Annotated in this window: 14 protein-coding genes, 1 other RNA gene and 1 pseudogene; 13 read left to right on the forward strand and 3 right to left on the reverse strand. The window is 42.3% G+C overall.

What is annotated here, in order from left to right; genetic code table 11:
* Positions 1-59: 59 nt before the first annotated feature.
* Complete coding sequence (locus IQ274_RS26380; RefSeq protein WP_194143950.1) at positions 60-2,270, reverse strand: GumC family protein; 2,211 nt, start codon at positions 2,268-2,270, stop codon at positions 60-62.
* Between the two features lie 894 nt (positions 2,271-3,164).
* Here IQ274_RS26380 and IQ274_RS26385 point away from each other — a divergent pair.
* Together IQ274_RS26385 and galE are read left to right on the forward strand one after the other, a co-directional pair.
* Positions 3,165-4,577, forward strand: coding sequence for a sugar transferase (locus IQ274_RS26385; RefSeq protein WP_194143951.1), 1,413 nt, complete (start codon positions 3,165-3,167; stop codon positions 4,575-4,577).
* A 10-nt stretch (positions 4,578-4,587) separates the two neighbouring features.
* Complete coding sequence (gene galE / locus IQ274_RS26390) at positions 4,588-5,604, forward strand: UDP-glucose 4-epimerase GalE (protein WP_194143952.1); 1,017 nt, start codon at positions 4,588-4,590, stop codon at positions 5,602-5,604.
* Between the two features lie 88 nt (positions 5,605-5,692).
* On the opposite strand, the gene IQ274_RS26395 is transcribed toward galE, so the two are convergent.
* Positions 5,693-6,424, reverse strand: coding sequence for a 2-phosphosulfolactate phosphatase (locus tag IQ274_RS26395; protein WP_194143953.1), 732 nt, complete (start codon positions 6,422-6,424; stop codon positions 5,693-5,695).
* 92 nt (positions 6,425-6,516) lie between these two features.
* Here IQ274_RS26395 and IQ274_RS26400 point away from each other — a divergent pair.
* The 11 genes and pseudogenes from IQ274_RS26400 to ssrA form a co-directional block, all read left to right on the forward strand.
* Positions 6,517-6,585, forward strand: a pseudogene (locus tag IQ274_RS26400) (element excision factor XisI family protein); the annotation flags it as partial.
* An 82-nt stretch (positions 6,586-6,667) separates the two neighbouring features.
* Positions 6,668-7,849, forward strand: coding sequence for a class I SAM-dependent methyltransferase (locus tag IQ274_RS26405; RefSeq protein WP_194143954.1), 1,182 nt, complete (start codon positions 6,668-6,670; stop codon positions 7,847-7,849).
* A gap of 507 nt (positions 7,850-8,356) precedes the next feature.
* Entirely contained in the window at positions 8,357-8,839 is a 483-nt protein-coding gene (locus tag IQ274_RS26410) for an ATP synthase subunit I (RefSeq protein ID WP_163936151.1), read from the forward strand.
* A 60-nt stretch (positions 8,840-8,899) separates the two neighbouring features.
* Positions 8,900-9,661, forward strand: coding sequence for a F0F1 ATP synthase subunit A (atpB, locus tag IQ274_RS26415; protein ID WP_175586935.1), 762 nt, complete (start codon positions 8,900-8,902; stop codon positions 9,659-9,661).
* 148 nt (positions 9,662-9,809) lie between these two features.
* Positions 9,810-10,055 carry an ATP synthase F0 subunit C gene (atpE, locus tag IQ274_RS26420; RefSeq protein WP_012411162.1) on the forward strand — a complete coding sequence of 82 codons (246 nt, stop codon included), beginning with the start codon at positions 9,810-9,812 and terminating at the stop codon, positions 10,053-10,055.
* 182 nt (positions 10,056-10,237) lie between these two features.
* Positions 10,238-10,669 carry a F0F1 ATP synthase subunit B' gene (locus IQ274_RS26425; RefSeq protein ID WP_194143955.1) on the forward strand — a complete coding sequence of 144 codons (432 nt, stop codon included), beginning with the start codon at positions 10,238-10,240 and terminating at the stop codon, positions 10,667-10,669.
* Between the two features lie 193 nt (positions 10,670-10,862).
* The gene (locus IQ274_RS26430; protein ID WP_114086143.1) at positions 10,863-11,435 is read left to right on the forward strand and encodes a F0F1 ATP synthase subunit B; all 573 of its coding nucleotides are present in this window, start codon (positions 10,863-10,865) and stop codon (positions 11,433-11,435) included.
* A complete protein-coding gene (gene atpH / locus IQ274_RS26435) occupies positions 11,432-11,986 on the forward strand; it encodes an ATP synthase F1 subunit delta (protein WP_163936145.1) in 555 nt (184 codons plus the stop codon). The genes IQ274_RS26430 and atpH overlap by 4 nt, the downstream gene beginning before the upstream one ends.
* A 184-nt stretch (positions 11,987-12,170) precedes the next feature.
* Positions 12,171-13,691 (forward strand): F0F1 ATP synthase subunit alpha, encoded by a 1,521-nt coding sequence (gene atpA / locus IQ274_RS26440; RefSeq protein WP_114086145.1) that lies wholly within the window; start codon positions 12,171-12,173, stop codon positions 13,689-13,691.
* Between the two features lie 98 nt (positions 13,692-13,789).
* A complete protein-coding gene (locus tag IQ274_RS26445) occupies positions 13,790-14,737 on the forward strand; it encodes a F0F1 ATP synthase subunit gamma (RefSeq protein ID WP_114086146.1) in 948 nt (315 codons plus the stop codon).
* 451 nt (positions 14,738-15,188) lie between these two features.
* Positions 15,189-15,578: a transfer-messenger RNA gene (ssrA, locus tag IQ274_RS26450) on the forward strand.
* Between the two features lie 640 nt (positions 15,579-16,218).
* Here ssrA and IQ274_RS26455 read toward each other — a convergent pair.
* Complete coding sequence (locus tag IQ274_RS26455) at positions 16,219-16,674, reverse strand: helix-turn-helix domain-containing protein (protein ID WP_163936142.1); 456 nt, start codon at positions 16,672-16,674, stop codon at positions 16,219-16,221.
* Positions 16,675-16,770: the final 96 nt, after the last annotated feature.

Genomic DNA, 16,770 nt, shown 5'->3' on the forward strand with positions numbered 1-16,770 from the left:
TTAATACAAGCATTTCCGCAAAAATACTAAAATAGTTAAGTTAAATTGCTATCAAGGGATTAGGAAATGTGTATATTGGGAAACTTCACTTCACCCTTACCATTCCGTGGCTTGCCGCCGTAGGCATCGCTACTATTTTTGTCGTAATAACTCTTCTGGTTGTAGTAAATAAAACCGCTATCGGCAGTAACTCCATTCATCACCATTCCCAAAACACGCGATCGCGCTTGCTCAAGCATCATCTTCGTACTCTTAGCAACAGCACAATCAAGCACTCCAGGACGTACAACTAGCAATATCCCATCTGCCATCTTGCCCAGCATCAGTGCATCACCAAACAAACTCAAGGCAGGAGTATCAATAATGACGCAATCATAGTCTTTGGCTGCCTCTTGAATTAACAAAGCCATACGCTGTGAATCTAGCAATGCTGCGGGGTTCGGTGGAATTGTCCCAGCCGTTAATATATCCAAATTAACTAATACTTCTTGAGTAGTGTGGAGAAACTCCGCTTGACCAACTAAAACATTACTTAGTCCGGCTGGGTTGGATAATTTCCAAATTTCTTGTTGGCAGGAGTGACGCATATCCGCATCTACTAATAGGATTCTGCGTCCCATGTGTGCCTTGGCTACTGCCAGATTTGCTGCTACAAATGATCTGCCTTCACCTGGAGTTGAACTAACTACGGCAATTACTTTTAGTGGTTTATCAGAGATGGTAAAATCCAGGTTTGTCTGAAGCATCTCAAAGGCTGAACTTGCTCCCGAATATGGATTATCTCTGACCGGCAGTTCAACTAAAGCTTCCCCACCATTTTTAGCTTTTTGACCCAAATGAGGAATCGTACCGAGTAAAGGATAACCTAATAACTGCTGGGCTTGCTCAAGAGTTTTGAGGGATTGATCCATAGCCTCTAACATCAGAGCTAACCCTACACCCAGTAAAATTCCCACAAATCCACCTAGCGCCAGGTAAAGGGCAATTTTGGGAGAAACAGCTTTTTTAGGAAGTAAAGCCGCAGATACTACCCTGGCGTTACCGACATTCTGATTTACTACTACTTCGACTTCTTGCGATCGCTTCAGCAGTTCTTCATAGGTAGACCTCGCTACTTGCAACTGTCGCTCTAGCTGCTGCTGTTTTTCTTGCAGTTGGGGTAAGACACTTAATCGTCTTTGGGAAAGTGCGTATGCATTCTGCAAAACTGTAACTCGGTTAGCTAATGCTGACCGTTCTACATCCGACTGTACCAGTTGGGCCAGTAGGGTCTGCTTGAGTTCTCCCATCCCCAAATTCTGCGCTGGTACAGATTTTTCTCTGCCTGCATTCTCAAAAATTCGAGTCTCTAGCTGCTTTTTCAGGGCTACTTCTTTTGCTAATAAATTAGCGATCGCAGGATGTTTGTCTGTATAGCGAGTCTGTTCTACTGCTAACTGATTTTGCACCTGCTGGTATTCTGTTAATACCTCCTGTACAGCTTTTGATTGAGTTAAATTTCCCATATCCACAGCCTGCTGGGAATTCAATCTCAATTGACGTTCCAGAAGTTGTGAGCGAGTCTCAGCATCCGTTAAATTTGCCTGAGCTTGGGTAATCTGGTCTGATAAATCCGCGAGTCTGTCGACTCCTTTTGCCGCTTCTTGCTCTAAGGCAATTACCCGATTTTCTTCTTTAAACCGACGCAAAGCTGCCTCTGATTTGACTACCCTTGCTTCAACTTCAGGCAATTGCTTGCTCAAAAACTTCTGTGCCACTGTCGCTTGGGTTTGGTTAATGCGAATATTATTCTCCAGGTAATATCTCATCAGCAAATTCACAACATCTGCGGCTTCTTTGGGATTGCTACTGCTGTAGGAAATCGCCAAAATATCTGTACCCCGGACACTCTTAATTTTGATTTTTTTGAGAAACTCATCTATTTCTAAGGGTATTCCTTGCTTACCTACCAAGTTGAGACTAGTGATAGTTTTTTCAACTATCGGGTTAGAACGAATTACCTCTGCTTCTGTATCCAACGGGCTGCTGAGTTGAGTCACACTGCTCAACTCTCCAACTTGTGCCGAGGGACTTGTCAGCGAAGAAACACGGTCAGTTTTGCTGAAGAGCAACTTGCCTTCTGCTTCATAAATTGGTTTTTGTCTGATAGCAATTAAAGCTGACAGTCCAAAAACAGAGGCAGTCACCGCAGCTATGACTAGCCAACGCCTTTTCAGAATCAGCGAGTATTGTTGCAAATCTGGGGATTGGTCTTCTTGGTTAGAGGGCATGGAATATATTGCGAATATCTGAAATACTTACTAATTTTGCTTCAAAATTTTGGTAGCCCAAAATAGTTATTTGGACATACTTAAATATATTTACTTAGAAAAAATTTGTATAAAAAATATTTAATTTCTCTGTAATTTTTGGATTACTTTCCTTTTTATACATCTTTTTAGTTTTATCCCAGAAACATTATCAAAATGTCAAGGTATTTTTTATCCACTTTCTCTGAGATTTTATATTACTTTGACAAGTATTTAAATTAAATAAAACTTTAACCTTCATATAACCTTTTACTACGGGTATATAAAAGTACACAAGCTAAATTAGATAACTTCTATCTTATTGTATATATGTTTTAAAATTTTTTATTTATCAAGTATTAGTACGTAAAAATATTGCTTGCTCTGGTGTTATTGACTTAACTAGTATTTACGCCTTGATAAAAACGCAAACTCTTGCAAACAGGGAAGATTACATTACTGCATCCTTAATTTTTACACTATTTTATACTGATTTATTAACAGTATTTTACTATGCTGAACAATTTAATACCAAAATTACATCTATATGTCAATACGTATTTTTAAGTAAATTCGTGTTAATTAAATTTCAACTTTATATTGACGATATTCATGGCATCATGCAAATATAAAGCTTGGACAGCTAACCTTAGTAAGATGTATGTAATACATGCATGCCACGTAAGCGCACTGACAACTGCCCTTCCAGTCCATAATATTCAATACCCAATTCTTTTGAAAAACAGAGTATTACAAAAGTTTGTAATCTATGTATGCTTTGAAACAAGAGAGCTAATTTTTATACTACTATCATTGAATCTCTTGCTGCCTTAACAAACAAATAAATACCAGGATACTGAAGAATCAAAAAAATCAATGACTCTTACAAGTTATGTCAGTTCTCCTGCCAATACTAGGTTGCCCAACATAATCCGCAGCCTACCGATATTGCTCTTGTTAGGGGATATTCTTGGGTTGCTCGTTTGTTTAGCGATCGCCCAATGGTTGCGTTTAGATCAACCCTTACATTGGCTCAATCCATTGCTTTATGGATTTGTGTGTATGACACTTGCAGGATTTTATTTAGCAGATGCGTACCATCCAGAGCGGCAAATTGCAGGTTTAAGAGCGCCTGCTCGAATTATTGTTTGTAACATTGCGATCGCGTTTTTCATTTCTGCCCTAATTTATTTGTCAGGTATTGGCAAACATCACCCGGTATTGTGGCGGAGTGTGTTCTTACCTAGCATCGGGATCTTTACCATTTGGGCAGTAATATTGCGCGTAGTAGCAGTGAAATGGGTGCGATCGCACGCCCTTAAAAGTCGTTGGTTAATACTAGGAGCAGGGGATCATGCGATTAAATTTGCACAAAAACTGCTGGTACTTAATCCTTTAGGAAAGTTGACTGTTCTAGCAGAAGAAAATCAAACAACCATAGATTTACCAAAAAGCAATCTGAGTTATCAGGGAAATCTGAGCGATCTGTCGCAATGGAGTCAAGAATCCTGGTCTGGGGTCATAGTTACAGCTCAGATAAATTTTTCCCAATCTCAAGCACAACAGTTAATGCAAATGCGGTTGCGAGGTATTCCAGTTTATACATTGCCGGATGTTTACCAAACATTTTGGTATAAACTTCCTTCATCGCTCCTACAAGATAAATGGTTGGCTTTTAGCGATGGTTTTAACCTAATGCCTGGTTACTTCAGTATGAAACTGAAGCGAGTTGTCGATCTCATATTGATCCTCTTTTTACTAGTATTAGTTGCACCACTTCTGTTGTTGGTTGCATTACTAATTAGATTAGATAGTCCTGGCCCAGTATTGTACAGTCAGCAGAGAAGTGGGTTGTACGGTAAACCATTTAGAGTTTATAAATTTCGCTCCATGTATCAGGATGCAGAAAAGTTGGGGGCGCAGTGGGCTAGTCAACGCGATCCACGGATCACTAGACTCGGATACTGGCTACGTTTGTTACGTATTGATGAATTACCTCAAATATGGAACGTCTTACAGGGTGAAATGAGTCTGATTGGGCCTCGTCCAGAACGGCCAGAATTTGATGTCAAACTCAAACAAGCCATTCCCTACTATGAAGTACGCTATTTGGTAAAACCGGGAATTACAGGCTGGGCACAGGTTATGTATCCATACGGAGCATCTATTGAAGATGCTTACGAAAAGCTTTCTTACGATCTGTATTACATCAAAAATTATTCCATTTGGTTAGATTTAGCGATCGCCTTCAAAACGATTCGAGTTGTTTTGTTAGGTAAAGGTAGATAAGGAAAAGGAAATGAAAAAGAAAATATTGGTAACTGGCGGTGCTGGTTACATTGGCTCCCATGTAGTTCGTCAATTGGGGGAAGGTGGTTATGATGTCGTGGTTTACGACAACTGCTCTACAAGTTCACCAGCATCCGTACTACACGGGAAATTAATTATTGGCGATTTAGTAGACACCGGGCATCTTTATCAAGTTTTTGCCCAGCATGAATTCAGCGCAGTCTTACACTTTGCCGCTAGTCTGATTGTTCCAGAATCAGTAGCTCATCCACTCGATTACTATGCGAACAACACCCGCAACACTTTAAATTTGCTGCGCTGCTGTAGCGTAATGGGTGTTAACAAGTTCATTTTCTCCAGCACAGCAGCAGTGTATGGGGAAGTAGAAGAAAATCCTGTTACTGAGTTGAACCCTACACAGCCGATTAATCCTTACGGACGTTCCAAGTTGATGAGTGAATGGCTGATCCAGGACTATGCAGCAGCATCTTCAATGCGCTACGTAATTCTACGTTACTTTAATGTAGCAGGTTCCGAACCACGTGGACTATTGGGGCAAATGTCACCGAATGCCACTCACTTGATTCGGGCTGCTTGTGATGCGGCACTCAAGCGTAAGCCAGAAGTACGAATTTTTGGTACTGATTTTCCTACGCCTGATGGAACCGCAATCCGAGACTATATCCACGTAGAGGATTTGGCGACTGCTCATTTAGATGCTTTAGATTACTTAGAAAAAAGAGGTGAAAGCCAAATTTTCAACTGCGGTTATGGGCAAGGATACAGCGTGCGACAAGTTATTGAGAGAGTCAAGGCTATTTCTGGTGTCGATTTTCCCGTTATTGCCGCACCACGTCGTCCGGGCGATCCTGCCTGTGTTGAAGCTTGTGCTGATAAAATCCGTAGAGTTTTGGGTTGGCAACCAAAGCACAATGATTTAGACGAAATTATCGACACAACTATTACTTGGGAAAAACATAAGAGTAACTTGGCAAGACAAAGGCATCTAAATATGGCATACGCATAATTAAAACTTGGCACCTAATTAACCTTCTTTTTGGAATTTAGATAACTTGAATTCGACGGCTCATATAGTGTCCCTATAATTGACTCAATCAAAAAATTTCCACGTTTAGATAGGCATTATTTTTAAATAAAGGCACGCAATTACTTATGTTAAAGGCGGCTGATAATTCAAAATCTAACTCAAAACCTTTTTCAATCAACTCTTTACCCGAACTGCATTTTTTCAAGTACTCTAGTAAATCCTGCTGAAAAGCCTGAAATGTTGTCACAGCAACTTCAGCTTCTGGTGATAGATTGCCATCTAAATAACTAAGAATTGCCCCAGCACCAATTAAATCTTCAAATGCAGGACGTAAACTACCATCTTCTTTCCACCTCTCACCGGCAGGAATTACAGCGATTTTGTCGCCATACTTTTGAGCAAACTGCGCTACAGCTTGGCAATTTCGCAAGCAACCAGCCAAAGTTGGTGTATTTCCTGTATGTAAAGTCAGAAATGAACCATTAGGTGATGGTAAAACTAGTCTGGTTCCAGCAGGAATTTCAGCTACCGATTTTGGCGAGAGAGAATATCCAGTTGTAGTCCAACGTTGTCTATGACTTGCCAATTCTGCTTGTACTGACTTGGCATAATCTATGGCTGATTCATCTCTATATGCGTAGGGAAAAATTATCGCGCCGTTGTTGGTGGCAATTTCTACACAAGTAGAAAAAGAGAGAATATCAACTATCACAACTACATCACTGATGGGAGCAAGTTCAGCAACTCCTTGTGAACCCCATTCACAGCGTAAATTGAACTCTGATTGGTTATAAATCATTGGAGCGGCAAAAGACAATATGATAAAAATCAAACCATAGATAAGTAAAGCAGTGTAAATTCTTAAAGGTTTGTAGTCATCTACGAGTACCTAAAGAAGATATTGTATTAGGATTTCATGCTCCTTATAAACGCGAATTTACTGACTTTGCTGTTGGATAAGTAGTAGAAAATAAGCAATAGTAATCTTTGCTCTAATCATCCACTATCCGCTAAACTCAGAAATGCTGCGTTATTCCTCATCATGTCCGATTCCCAAACCGTTAGTGCTGCTGTTGCCAAACTCTACAATACATATCCGTTTCCGCCGGAAGCCCTGTTGGATGAACCACCACCAGGCTATAACTGGCGCTGGAACTGGCTAGCTGCTCATAATTTTTGCACAGGTCAAAAACCCCAAAGGCAAGATATTCGGATTTTAGATGCAGGTTGCGGTACAGGGGTAAGTACAGAGTACCTGGTTCATCTCAATCTCCAGGCTTCTGTTGTGGGGATTGATCTCAGTACTGGGGCTTTGGATGTAGCAAAAGAACGTTGCCAGCGTTCTGGTGCTAACCGTGTTGAGTTTCATCACCTCAGCTTGTTTGATGTGGAACAGTTACCAGGTAAGTTTAATTTAATTAACTGTGTTGGCGTTTTGCACCATACCTCCGATCCAATTCGCGGTATTCAAGCTTTGGCGCAGAAGTTAGCCCCAGGCGGCTTAATGCACATTTTTGTGTACGGAGAGTTGGGACGCTGGGAAATTCAACTCATGCAAAAAGCGATCGCACTTCTGCAAGGTGACAAAAAAGGCGACTACCGCGATGGTGTCCAAGTTGGGCGAAAAATATTTGCTTCTCTACCAGAAAATAACCGAATTGTCAAATACGATAAACAGCGTTGGTCATTGGAAAACCACAAGGATGAAAACTTTGCGGATATGTACGTTCATCCCCAGGAAATTGACTACAACATTGAGACGCTGTTTGAATTAATTGATGCTTCAGGATTGGAGTTTATTGGTTTCTCAAATCCGAGTTTTTGGGATTTGGAGAGACTTTTGGGCAAAACACCAGAGTTAGTAGAACGGGCAAAAGGATTGAGCGATCGCCAGCTTTATCGCCTGATAGAATTACTAGATCCAGAAGTAACTCATTATGAGTTTTTCCTTGGCCGTCCTCCCTTAGTTAAAACTGACTGGTCAGACGACAAAGCTTTATTAGCAGCGATTCCCGAACTTAATCCTTGTATTGAAGGATTTCCCAGTCAATGCTTCTTTAACTACAATTACCAGATTGTTAATTTATCTGAACCAGAGTTTGAATTTATGCAAAAGTGTGATGCGAATTCAACGGTTGCAGAAATTTTGGTTGATGTGCAACTGGGATTAGATGAAGTAAGAAAACTTCTTCAGCAGCAACTGATATTATTAACACCTGCTTAATCGGCCTCCAATTCAACACTGGCTTAATAAAAGCAATTTATACTTATGGTGATGAGCGATCGCCCATCACCACTTTTGGTAAATTAATGTAGATTAGGAAAGTGCCTAACAAACGGGTATTCTAAATCCCAAAAGTTGGAGTTTTCTGAAATTCAGCAGTGGTGCGCTGCTTAATGACAAGCCGCTACTCTCCGATTTCTGATTTGCGGTACGCCCATACACTCCTCAAGCACCAGTTGATTTTATTGACACCCAATTACTTCAAACACCAAGATGCTATGTAACGACTTTGGAGGACAATACTCTACTCAAAAAAGCTGGAATTGGAAGAAATTTTGAATTTTTAGGCAGCTATTATTCGATTATTGACCCACACAGTCTTTTACATCATCAGCCGCTCTCTCGCTTCTGGAAGCGCGATTTTACTGACTGTGTAACGTTGCCAAGAAGTTAATTGTTTTTTCCTAAAGTATTGTTACCGGATCGTGATATGATTCAGCTGACTGAATGTGCAGTCATCATAATTTAACTGTACTGGTTTCAAGTCTCGTGAGCTTGTCAGACGAATCAATTGCGCCCACTCCGACAACGCAACAAGATGCTAAAACTGATTCTGGAGACACAGAATCAGGTAACTCTATGCAAGAGTTTTATCAACTCTTCCAGCGATTGTTGGTAATCACGCTTGTCTTGACGGGGGTTATTTTTATCTCTGTGTGGATTTTTTATTCCTTAAACATTGCCCTAAATTATTTAATTGGGGCGTGTACAGGTGTGGTTTACTTAAAAATGTTGGCTAGAGACGTTGAGCAACTTGGTAGTGAAAAAACCAGTTTGAGCAAAACTCGTTTTGCTCTATTTATGGGAGTCATGATCGTGGCAACTCAATGGCGTGAGCTACAGATTTTGCCCATATTTTTGGGATTTTTAACTTACAAAGCCACGCTCCTCGTCTATATGGTGCAAATTGCGTTCATTCCTGATTCTTAAAAAGTCAGGCTCACAAAGATAGTAATCCCATCCTCGATCGTTGGGGAAAATGCTTGAAGAATGCAAATGCTTAGTGTCTTAAACGCCTTTAATTCTTTTCCCCTCGCCGAATTAGAAGTAGGTCATCATTTCTACTGGCAGTTGGGCAATCTTAAAATTCATGGGCAAGTTTTTCTCACCTCATGGTTTGTGATTAGCATTTTAGTAGTGGCTTCAATAGCTGCTACTCGCAACGCACAAAGAATTCCCAAGGGCATCCAGAATTTGATGGAATACGCCCTAGAATTTATTCGTGATTTGGCCAAAAACCAACTTGGTGAGAAAGAGTACCGCCCTTGGGTGCCATTTATTGGCACATTATTCTTGTTTATTTTCGTATCGAACTGGTCAGGTGCGCTAATTCCCTGGAAGCTCATCAAGCTACCTTCAGGCGAATTGGCAGCTCCTACCAATGACATCAATACGACTGTTGCATTGGCACTGCTAACTTCATTAGCGTATTTTTACGCGGGTTTTAGCAAGCGGGGTTTAGGCTACTTTAAGAAATATATAGAGCCAACACCCGTTTTGTTGCCGATCGCAATTCTCGAAGATTTCACCAAGCCCCTCTCCCTAAGCTTCCGGCTATTTGGTAATATTTTGGCGGATGAATTGGTAGTCGCGGTGTTGGTGCTGCTAGTTCCTCTATTTGTACCTCTGCCTGTAATGGCCTTGGGTTTATTTACCAGCGCCATTCAAGCCCTGGTTTTTGCCACCCTAGCCGGAGCATACATTCATGAGGCAATGGAGGGGCATGGCGGAGATGAGCATGAGGAGCATTAAACTTCTCAGTTGATAGCACAGTTTCAAGAGCATATTCGCTCAAAACATCGCAAAGCGCGATCAAAGAACTCATGTGCAGCGTGAAAACCACGTTTCTAATCGTTAACGTACTTTTGTTAGTTTTGTAATCAAAGCAAGGAAAATCAACATGGATCCATTAGTTCAGGCTGCTTCAGTTCTCGCTGCTGCTTTAGCGATTGGTTTAGCTGCAATTGGCCCTGGTATTGGTCAAGGTAACGCTGCTGGACAAGCAGTAGAAGGTATTGCTCGTCAACCTGAAGCAGAAGGAAAAATTCGCGGTACTCTGCTATTAACCTTGGCATTCATGGAATCTTTGACTATCTATGGTCTAGTAATTGCCCTGGTATTGCTGTTCGCTAACCCCTTCGGCTAATACCTGAAAATTTTTGTGAGTGTGGAGACGTGAATCATCACGCCTCTACAATCAAAACGTTTTGGGTATCTCAATAGTTATAATGTTCAGTTGACCCTTGTTGGCTATGGGTCTCTAAAATATGAAAGGTTGGATGATGTTGCTAGCCATGAAAACTGCTACTCCAGCCAAAGAGGAGACAAATGTTTGATTTCGATGCTACCTTGCCCTTCATGGCATTGCAATTCCTGCTATTAGCAACTGTGTTGAATGCAATTTTCTATAAGCCACTGACTAAGGTACTAGACGATCGCGATAATTATATCCGAACGAATACCCTTGAGGCGCGGGAGAGCTTGGCTAAAGCCGAGCGCTTGGCTACTGAATATGAGCAGCAACTCGCAGACGCTCGCAGACAATCGCAAGCTACTGTAGAAGCTGCTCAACTTGAAGCTAAGAAAATTACTGCCGAAAAAATTGCTGAAGCCCAAAAGGAAGCTCAGTCTCAACGAGAACAAGCTTCTGTTGAAATAGAACAACAAAAGCAACAAGCTTTTAGCACCTTAGAGCAACAAGTTGATGCTCTAAGTAGGCAGATTCTAGAAAAACTATTGGGGCCAACTCCAGTTAGATAAGCTAACGAGATTGGTTCTGTGTAAAGCATACGCGCAACTGGCCCCTAGTCCAGAGCGCAAAATTTAAGTGTCAAAAAAGGCACTTTTTCCCTTCTTGGGAAAGATACTTAATTTCCTGACAGGGAAAAGATACTTAAATTTCCTTCCCTTGGGGAAAATACAACGTATTAGCAAGCGAGCAGCGCACTTGTAAATGGGTATCATGGGGACATTCTTATTACTTGCCGCAGAAGCGAACGCTGTTCACTCTGAATTGGCAGAAGGCGCAGCAGAAGGTGGTTTCGGTCTAAACCTAGACATTTTTGAAACCAATCTGATCAATCTAGCGATTCTGGTTGGCATACTATTCTACTTCGGACGTAAAGTTTTAAGCAATATCCTGAACGAGCGACAATCCAATATTGCCACCGCAATTCAGGAAGCAGAAGGGCGCTTAAAAGAGGCAAAGACCGCCCTTTCCCAAGCGCAAGAGCAGTTGAAGCAATCTCAAGCAGAAGCAGAACGTATCCGCCAATCGTCCGTAGAAAATGCTCAAAAAGCGAAAGAAGCCTTGTTAGCGAAAGCAGCGCAAGACGTAGAACGCTTGAAACAAACAGCAGCAGCAGATTTAAACAGCGAAACCGAACGAGCGATCGCTCAACTACGGCAACGAGTTGCTACACTAGCATTGCAAAAAGTCGAATCGCAACTCAAAGGCGGAATTGCCGACGATGCTCAACAAAGTTTAATTGATCGTAGCATCGCACAACTGGGAGGCAATGTATGACAAGTCAGGTAGCGGCAGCCGAAGTAGCACAACCTTACGCACAGGCACTTTTGTCAATAGCGCAATCGAAAAATTTGACAGAAGAGTTCGGGGAAGATGCGCGGACTTTCCTGGGACTGCTCAGAGCAGACAAACAGCTACACAACTTCTTCAGCAACCCGTTTATTCAGGCTGAGAACAAAAAAGCTCTCATCAAACAAATACTCGGTGAAGGCTCTAACCCCTACTTACGCAACTTTTTGTTGATACTAGTAGACAAACGCCGCATTGCATTCTTGGAATCGATTTTTCAACAATATCTGGCGCTGTTGCGGCAGCTGAATCAAACCGTATTAGCGGAAGTAATTTCAGCCGTTCCCCTCACAGAAGCTCAACAGCAGGCAATCACCGAAAAAGTGATTGCCATCAGTAATGCTCGCCAGGTAGAACTAGAAACCAAGGTAGACAGTGAGTTAATTGGTGGTGTGATTATTAAAGTAGGTTCGCAGGTAATTGATGCCAGTATCCGGGGTCAGCTGCGTCGCCTTTCATTACGCTTAACTAATAGCTAGAAGGTTAGGAGTTAGAGAGACACGATTAATCGCGTCTGTACAGGAGTTAGAAGTTAGGAGTTAAGTAAATAGTAATTTATTTTGACTTTTAACTTGTAATTTTTGCATTTTTAACTTATCACTCCTAACTCTTAACTCCTAACTGAATTAATTTTTCCGTCTCGAAAGCAAACAAGATAGACACATGAGCATATCAATTAGACCTGACGAAATTAGCAGCATTATCCAACAACAAATCGAGCAATACGATCAAGAGGTCAAAGTTGCTAACGTTGGTACTGTCCTACAAGTAGGTGACGGTATTGCCCGGATCTATGGTCTGGAAAAGGCTATGGCTGGGGAACTCTTAGAATTTGAAGATGGCACAATTGGCATCGCCCAAAACTTAGAAGAAGACAACGTGGGCGCGGTGTTGATGGGTGAAGGGCTGGAAATTCAAGAAGGTAGTTCTGTAACCGCTACTGGTAGAATTGCTCAAATTCCAGTAGGAGAAGCCTTAATTGGAAGAGTTGTAGACGCTTTAGGTCGTCCCATTGATGGTAAGGGAGACATCAAATCCTCAGAAAGCCGTTTGATTGAATCTCCAGCGCCTGGTATCATTGCTCGTCGATCTGTACACGAACCTATGCAAACGGGGATTACAGCTATTGACTCAATGATTCCCATCGGTCGCGGTCAACGGGAATTGATTATTGGAGATCGCCAAACCGGTAAAACTGCGATCGCGATCGACACAATCATCAACCAAAAAGAAGAAGATGTAGTTTGTGTGTACGTTGCGATCGGTCAAAAGGCTTCCACCGTCGCTAACGTGGTGCAGACATTGCAAGAAAAAGGCGCGATGGATTACACCATCGTCGTCGCCGCTAGCGCCAGTGAACCAGCAACACTGCAATACCTAGCTCCTTACACAGGCGCAACTATTGCCGAGTACTTTATGTACAAAGGCAAAGCTACCCTAGTAATTTACGACGATCTTTCCAAGCAAGCCCAAGCTTATCGCCAAATGTCCCTGCTGCTACGTCGCCCACCCGGACGCGAAGCTTACCCCGGAGATGTATTCTACATTCACTCTCGTTTGTTAGAAAGAGCCGCAAAGCTAAGTGACGAATTAGGTAAAGGCAGCATGACCGCCCTACCAATCATCGAAACCCAAGCTGGTGACGTTTCGGCATACATCCCCACAAACGTAATTTCCATTACCGATGGTCAGATATTCCTATCTTCTGACTTATTTAACGCTGGTATCCGTCCAGCTGTGAACCCAGGTATTTCAGTATCCCGCGTGGGTTCTGCGGCGCAAACCAAGGCAATGAAAAAAGTTGCCGGTAAGATTAAATTGGAACTAGCCCAATTTGACGACCTGCAAGCCTTCGCTCAATTTGCTTCTGACTTAGATAAAGCCACTCAAGACCAGTTGGCACGTGGTCAACGGTTACGCGAACTCCTCAAGCAACCACAAAATTCGCCACTCTCGGTATACGAGCAAGTAGCAATTCTTTACGCTGGTATCAATGGTTACTTAGATGATGTACCTGTAGATAAAGTCACCACCTTTACCCAAGGTCTGCGGGAGTACTTAAAGACTGGTAAAACCCAGTATGCCGAAGGAGTAAGAGCCTCCAAAGCACTAGGTGATGCAGAAGAAGCTGCCTTGAAGGAAGCACTTACCGAATACAAGAAGACCTTCAAAGCAGCAGCGTAATTAGTCATTAGTCATTAGTCATTAGTCATTAGTAAATAACTTAATGGCTATTGACTGTTGACTGTTGACTATTGACTAAGGACTTAGAACTTAAAAATATGGCCAATCTAAAAGCAATACGCGATCGCATTCAGTCGGTCAAAAACACCAAAAAAATCACAGAAGCCATGCGTCTCGTAGCTGCGGCTAGAGTGCGTCGGGCGCAAGAGCAAGTACTAGCGACTCGCCCCTTTGCCGATCGCTTGGCACAAGTATTGTATGGTTTGCAAAGCCGTCTACGGTTTGAAGAAGCAAACCTGCCACTGCTGAAAAAAAGAGAAGTTAAGTCAGTCGGGCTGTTGGTAATTTCAGGCGATCGCGGTTTATGCGGCGGCTACAATAATAACGTTATCCGTCGTGCAGAAAACCGCGCCAAGGAAATCAAGGCAGAAGGTTTAAACTATCAATTTGTGATCGTCGGGCGCAAAGCTACACAGTACTTTCAACGCCGTGATCAGCCAATTGATGCCACCTATAGCGGCTTAGAGCAAATTCCCACCGCAGCCGAAGCCAATCAGATTGCCGATCAACTACTTTCCTTATTCCTTTCGGAAGAAGTAGACCGCATCGAATTAATCTATACCAGATTTCTTTCCTTGGTTAGCTCCCGTCCTGTAATCCAAACCTTACTGCCCCTCGATCCGCAAGGTCTAGAAGCGGGTGATGACGAAATCTTCCGCTTGACAACCCGTGGCGGTAAATTTGAAGTCGAACGGGAGAAAGTGGCTAGCCAAGTCCGCGCGTTGGCTCCTGACATGATTTTCGAGCAAGATCCAGTACAGATCCTCGATTCTCTGTTGCCCCTGTATCTGAGTAACCAGCTATTGCGGGCGCTGCAAGAATCTGCGGCTAGTGAACTAGCAGCGCGGATGACAGCTATGAGTAATGCTAGTGAAAATGCGGGCGAATTGATTAATACCCTCACACTGTCTTACAACAAAGCTCGACAAGCTGCCATTACCCAAGAACTCCTAGAGGTTGTAGGTGGTGCTGAAGCACTAACTTAGGAAAATATTTGTTGTGGATTATGGAAAATAGCCAATTGCTAATGGTTTTAAAATTAGCGATTGGCTATTTTGACTAAGTAAAGCCATATATTCTGACTTTGATAAAAGAAAGGCAGGAGGCAGGAGGCAGAGGGCAGAAGGAAGAAAAAGGTACAAACCTTGCACGCCACTTGCTCATCTTGACTACGAGCCAAGACCGCAGTGGCTCCCCTTGTGGGCAAAAAAATTAAAAACATTCTTTGCGAAAGCGTTGCGGCACGAAGTGCGATGCGTCGCACGAGAAAAGATGTGTCCTTGTTCAAACCTCTTCCCTTTATGGGAGAAGTTTCCCTCCTGCCTCTTGCCTCCTGCCTTCTGCCTTGCCGCCTTTAGCGGCATTGATAATTACGAATTACGAATTACGAATTACAAATTCAAGAATCGCGTATTATAATCGAAGTATGAAGCGCATGGGTCCGTCACGGTTTCGACAGGTTGGCGAACGCTGCTCTGTGATTCAGGTCGAGAGTGAGTCTCCTCTCGGAAATCAAAGGCTCAAACAAAAAGTAAATGCGAATAACATCGTTAACTTTGCTCGTAAGGATGCTCTAGTAGCTGCCTAAACACCTCTTATAGGTTCGAGCGTCTTTAGTCTGACTCCGTTAAGGACTGAAGACCAAACCCCAACGGATGCTCTAGTAAGCGTTCTCTGGTTGGCTTGCTAGCTAAGATTAAATCAGAGAATCCTACGTTCGGGATAATGAACGATTCCCGCCTTGAGGGTCAGAAAGGCTAAACCTGTGAATGAGCGGGGGGTCAATACCCAATTTGGACAGCAGTTCGACTCTGCTCGGATCCACTAAGAATAAATAACAAGTCCACCTGATAATCTTATATCAAGGTGGATTTTGTTTTGTGCTGTCTAAATATGTTAAATCAATAGACCGAATGCAATACGGTTCGGATAAGCATTTTTCACTTTCCTTGTGGTCTGGGTAAAGGGGCAAGGATGTATTCAAAACATGAGTCCCTTTCCCCTTTTCCCTTTAACCGAACCGTATTGAGACCGAGTGGAGCCAAGAAAGGAAGCAATTCAAAATCCAAATCTAAAATTAGTGGACTTTCAGCATTTTCTGATGAAAGGATGTTCATTTTACCCTACTTAAATTATTTAGCACTTTGATATACCTGAGCCACATCACTATCAATGTGCTAATTTTTACCAAAGTTTATTCAGGCTATTAAAATCTTCTTGGTCTGCATCATCAAGGTTCAAAGCAAAAGTTCGACGTTCTAAATCCTTGCTTTGCTAATTGCTGCAAAACCTTGTCCGGTGATTTAATCCGTAACAGAGCCCCAGCAGCCTTTGACTTTGGGAGAAACGCCAAAGCGATCGCCTCTTCAGTTTTACTATTACTATCGTTGTAGTAAAGATATGCGATCGCCTACCAATCCTGGCCCAACTTTTGCATTGAGGAAATTACCAAGAGTGACGAGAGGCTTTAATGATTCTGTTCTTGAGGTTGTTTGCGTGCAGTTCCAAACCTTCTTCCCCTTTGTTTAAGTACCCGTCGTAACCGATCTGCACTCAAGCTTACCTGGCGTTCAGATGCCAGTTTTTTTGCTAATTGTTTAGAGTTATAAGTCTGTGACTCTTGAGCTAAACAATTTTCTAGATAAACCAAATCTGATTCTGAATATCGAGGTTTTCCACCTCGGCCAGGAGCATCCCACAGACCTGCTAAACCCATCTTTTCCCAACGATGAAGGGTTTGACGTACTGTTGAAATTGCCCAGTTTAAACCTTTAGCAATTTGCTCATTTTTTAAGCCACGATTATTTAGCAGTAAGACTTGAGCCCGATCCTTGGTGCGTTGAGGAACATGTTTGGCTTTTCTTAACTCTTCTAAAGTCAGCTTTTCTTGCTCAGTTAGAAAGACTTTTAATCGGCATCCCATAATTACTAACCTTTTACACAGTTAATTGTTGCCATCTTTTCTTAAGATTTTGTTAGCGTTGTTCTAATTAATGTCTAAAGTCGATAATAAAGGACT

Origin of the sequence: Nostoc sp. LEGE 12447, from assembly GCF_015206985.1 — a bacterium.
Classification (GTDB): domain Bacteria; phylum Cyanobacteriota; class Cyanobacteriia; order Cyanobacteriales; family Nostocaceae; genus Nostoc.

Excerpts from the sequence above, each read along its gene's own strand:
- IQ274_RS26380 (WP_194143950.1), bottom strand. The coding sequence starts at position 2,270 with ATGCCCTCTAACCAAGAAGACCAATCCCCAGATTTGCAACAATACTCG.
- IQ274_RS26385 (WP_194143951.1), top strand. The coding sequence starts at position 3,165 with ATGACTCTTACAAGTTATGTCAGTTCTCCTGCCAATACTAGGTTGCCC.
- galE (WP_194143952.1), top strand. The coding sequence starts at position 4,588 with ATGAAAAAGAAAATATTGGTAACTGGCGGTGCTGGTTACATTGGCTCC.
- IQ274_RS26395 (WP_194143953.1), bottom strand. The coding sequence starts at position 6,424 with ATGATTTATAACCAATCAGAGTTCAATTTACGCTGTGAATGGGGTTCA.
- IQ274_RS26405 (WP_194143954.1), top strand. The coding sequence starts at position 6,668 with ATGTCCGATTCCCAAACCGTTAGTGCTGCTGTTGCCAAACTCTACAAT.
- IQ274_RS26410 (WP_163936151.1), top strand. The coding sequence starts at position 8,357 with ATGTGCAGTCATCATAATTTAACTGTACTGGTTTCAAGTCTCGTGAGC.
- atpB (WP_175586935.1), top strand. The coding sequence starts at position 8,900 with ATGCAAATGCTTAGTGTCTTAAACGCCTTTAATTCTTTTCCCCTCGCC.
- atpE (WP_012411162.1), top strand. The coding sequence starts at position 9,810 with ATGGATCCATTAGTTCAGGCTGCTTCAGTTCTCGCTGCTGCTTTAGCG.
- IQ274_RS26425 (WP_194143955.1), top strand. The coding sequence starts at position 10,238 with ATGTTTGATTTCGATGCTACCTTGCCCTTCATGGCATTGCAATTCCTG.
- IQ274_RS26430 (WP_114086143.1), top strand. The coding sequence starts at position 10,863 with ATGGGTATCATGGGGACATTCTTATTACTTGCCGCAGAAGCGAACGCT.
- atpH (WP_163936145.1), top strand. The coding sequence starts at position 11,432 with ATGACAAGTCAGGTAGCGGCAGCCGAAGTAGCACAACCTTACGCACAG.
- atpA (WP_114086145.1), top strand. The coding sequence starts at position 12,171 with ATGAGCATATCAATTAGACCTGACGAAATTAGCAGCATTATCCAACAA.
- IQ274_RS26445 (WP_114086146.1), top strand. The coding sequence starts at position 13,790 with ATGGCCAATCTAAAAGCAATACGCGATCGCATTCAGTCGGTCAAAAAC.
- IQ274_RS26455 (WP_163936142.1), bottom strand. The coding sequence starts at position 16,674 with ATGGGATGCCGATTAAAAGTCTTTCTAACTGAGCAAGAAAAGCTGACT.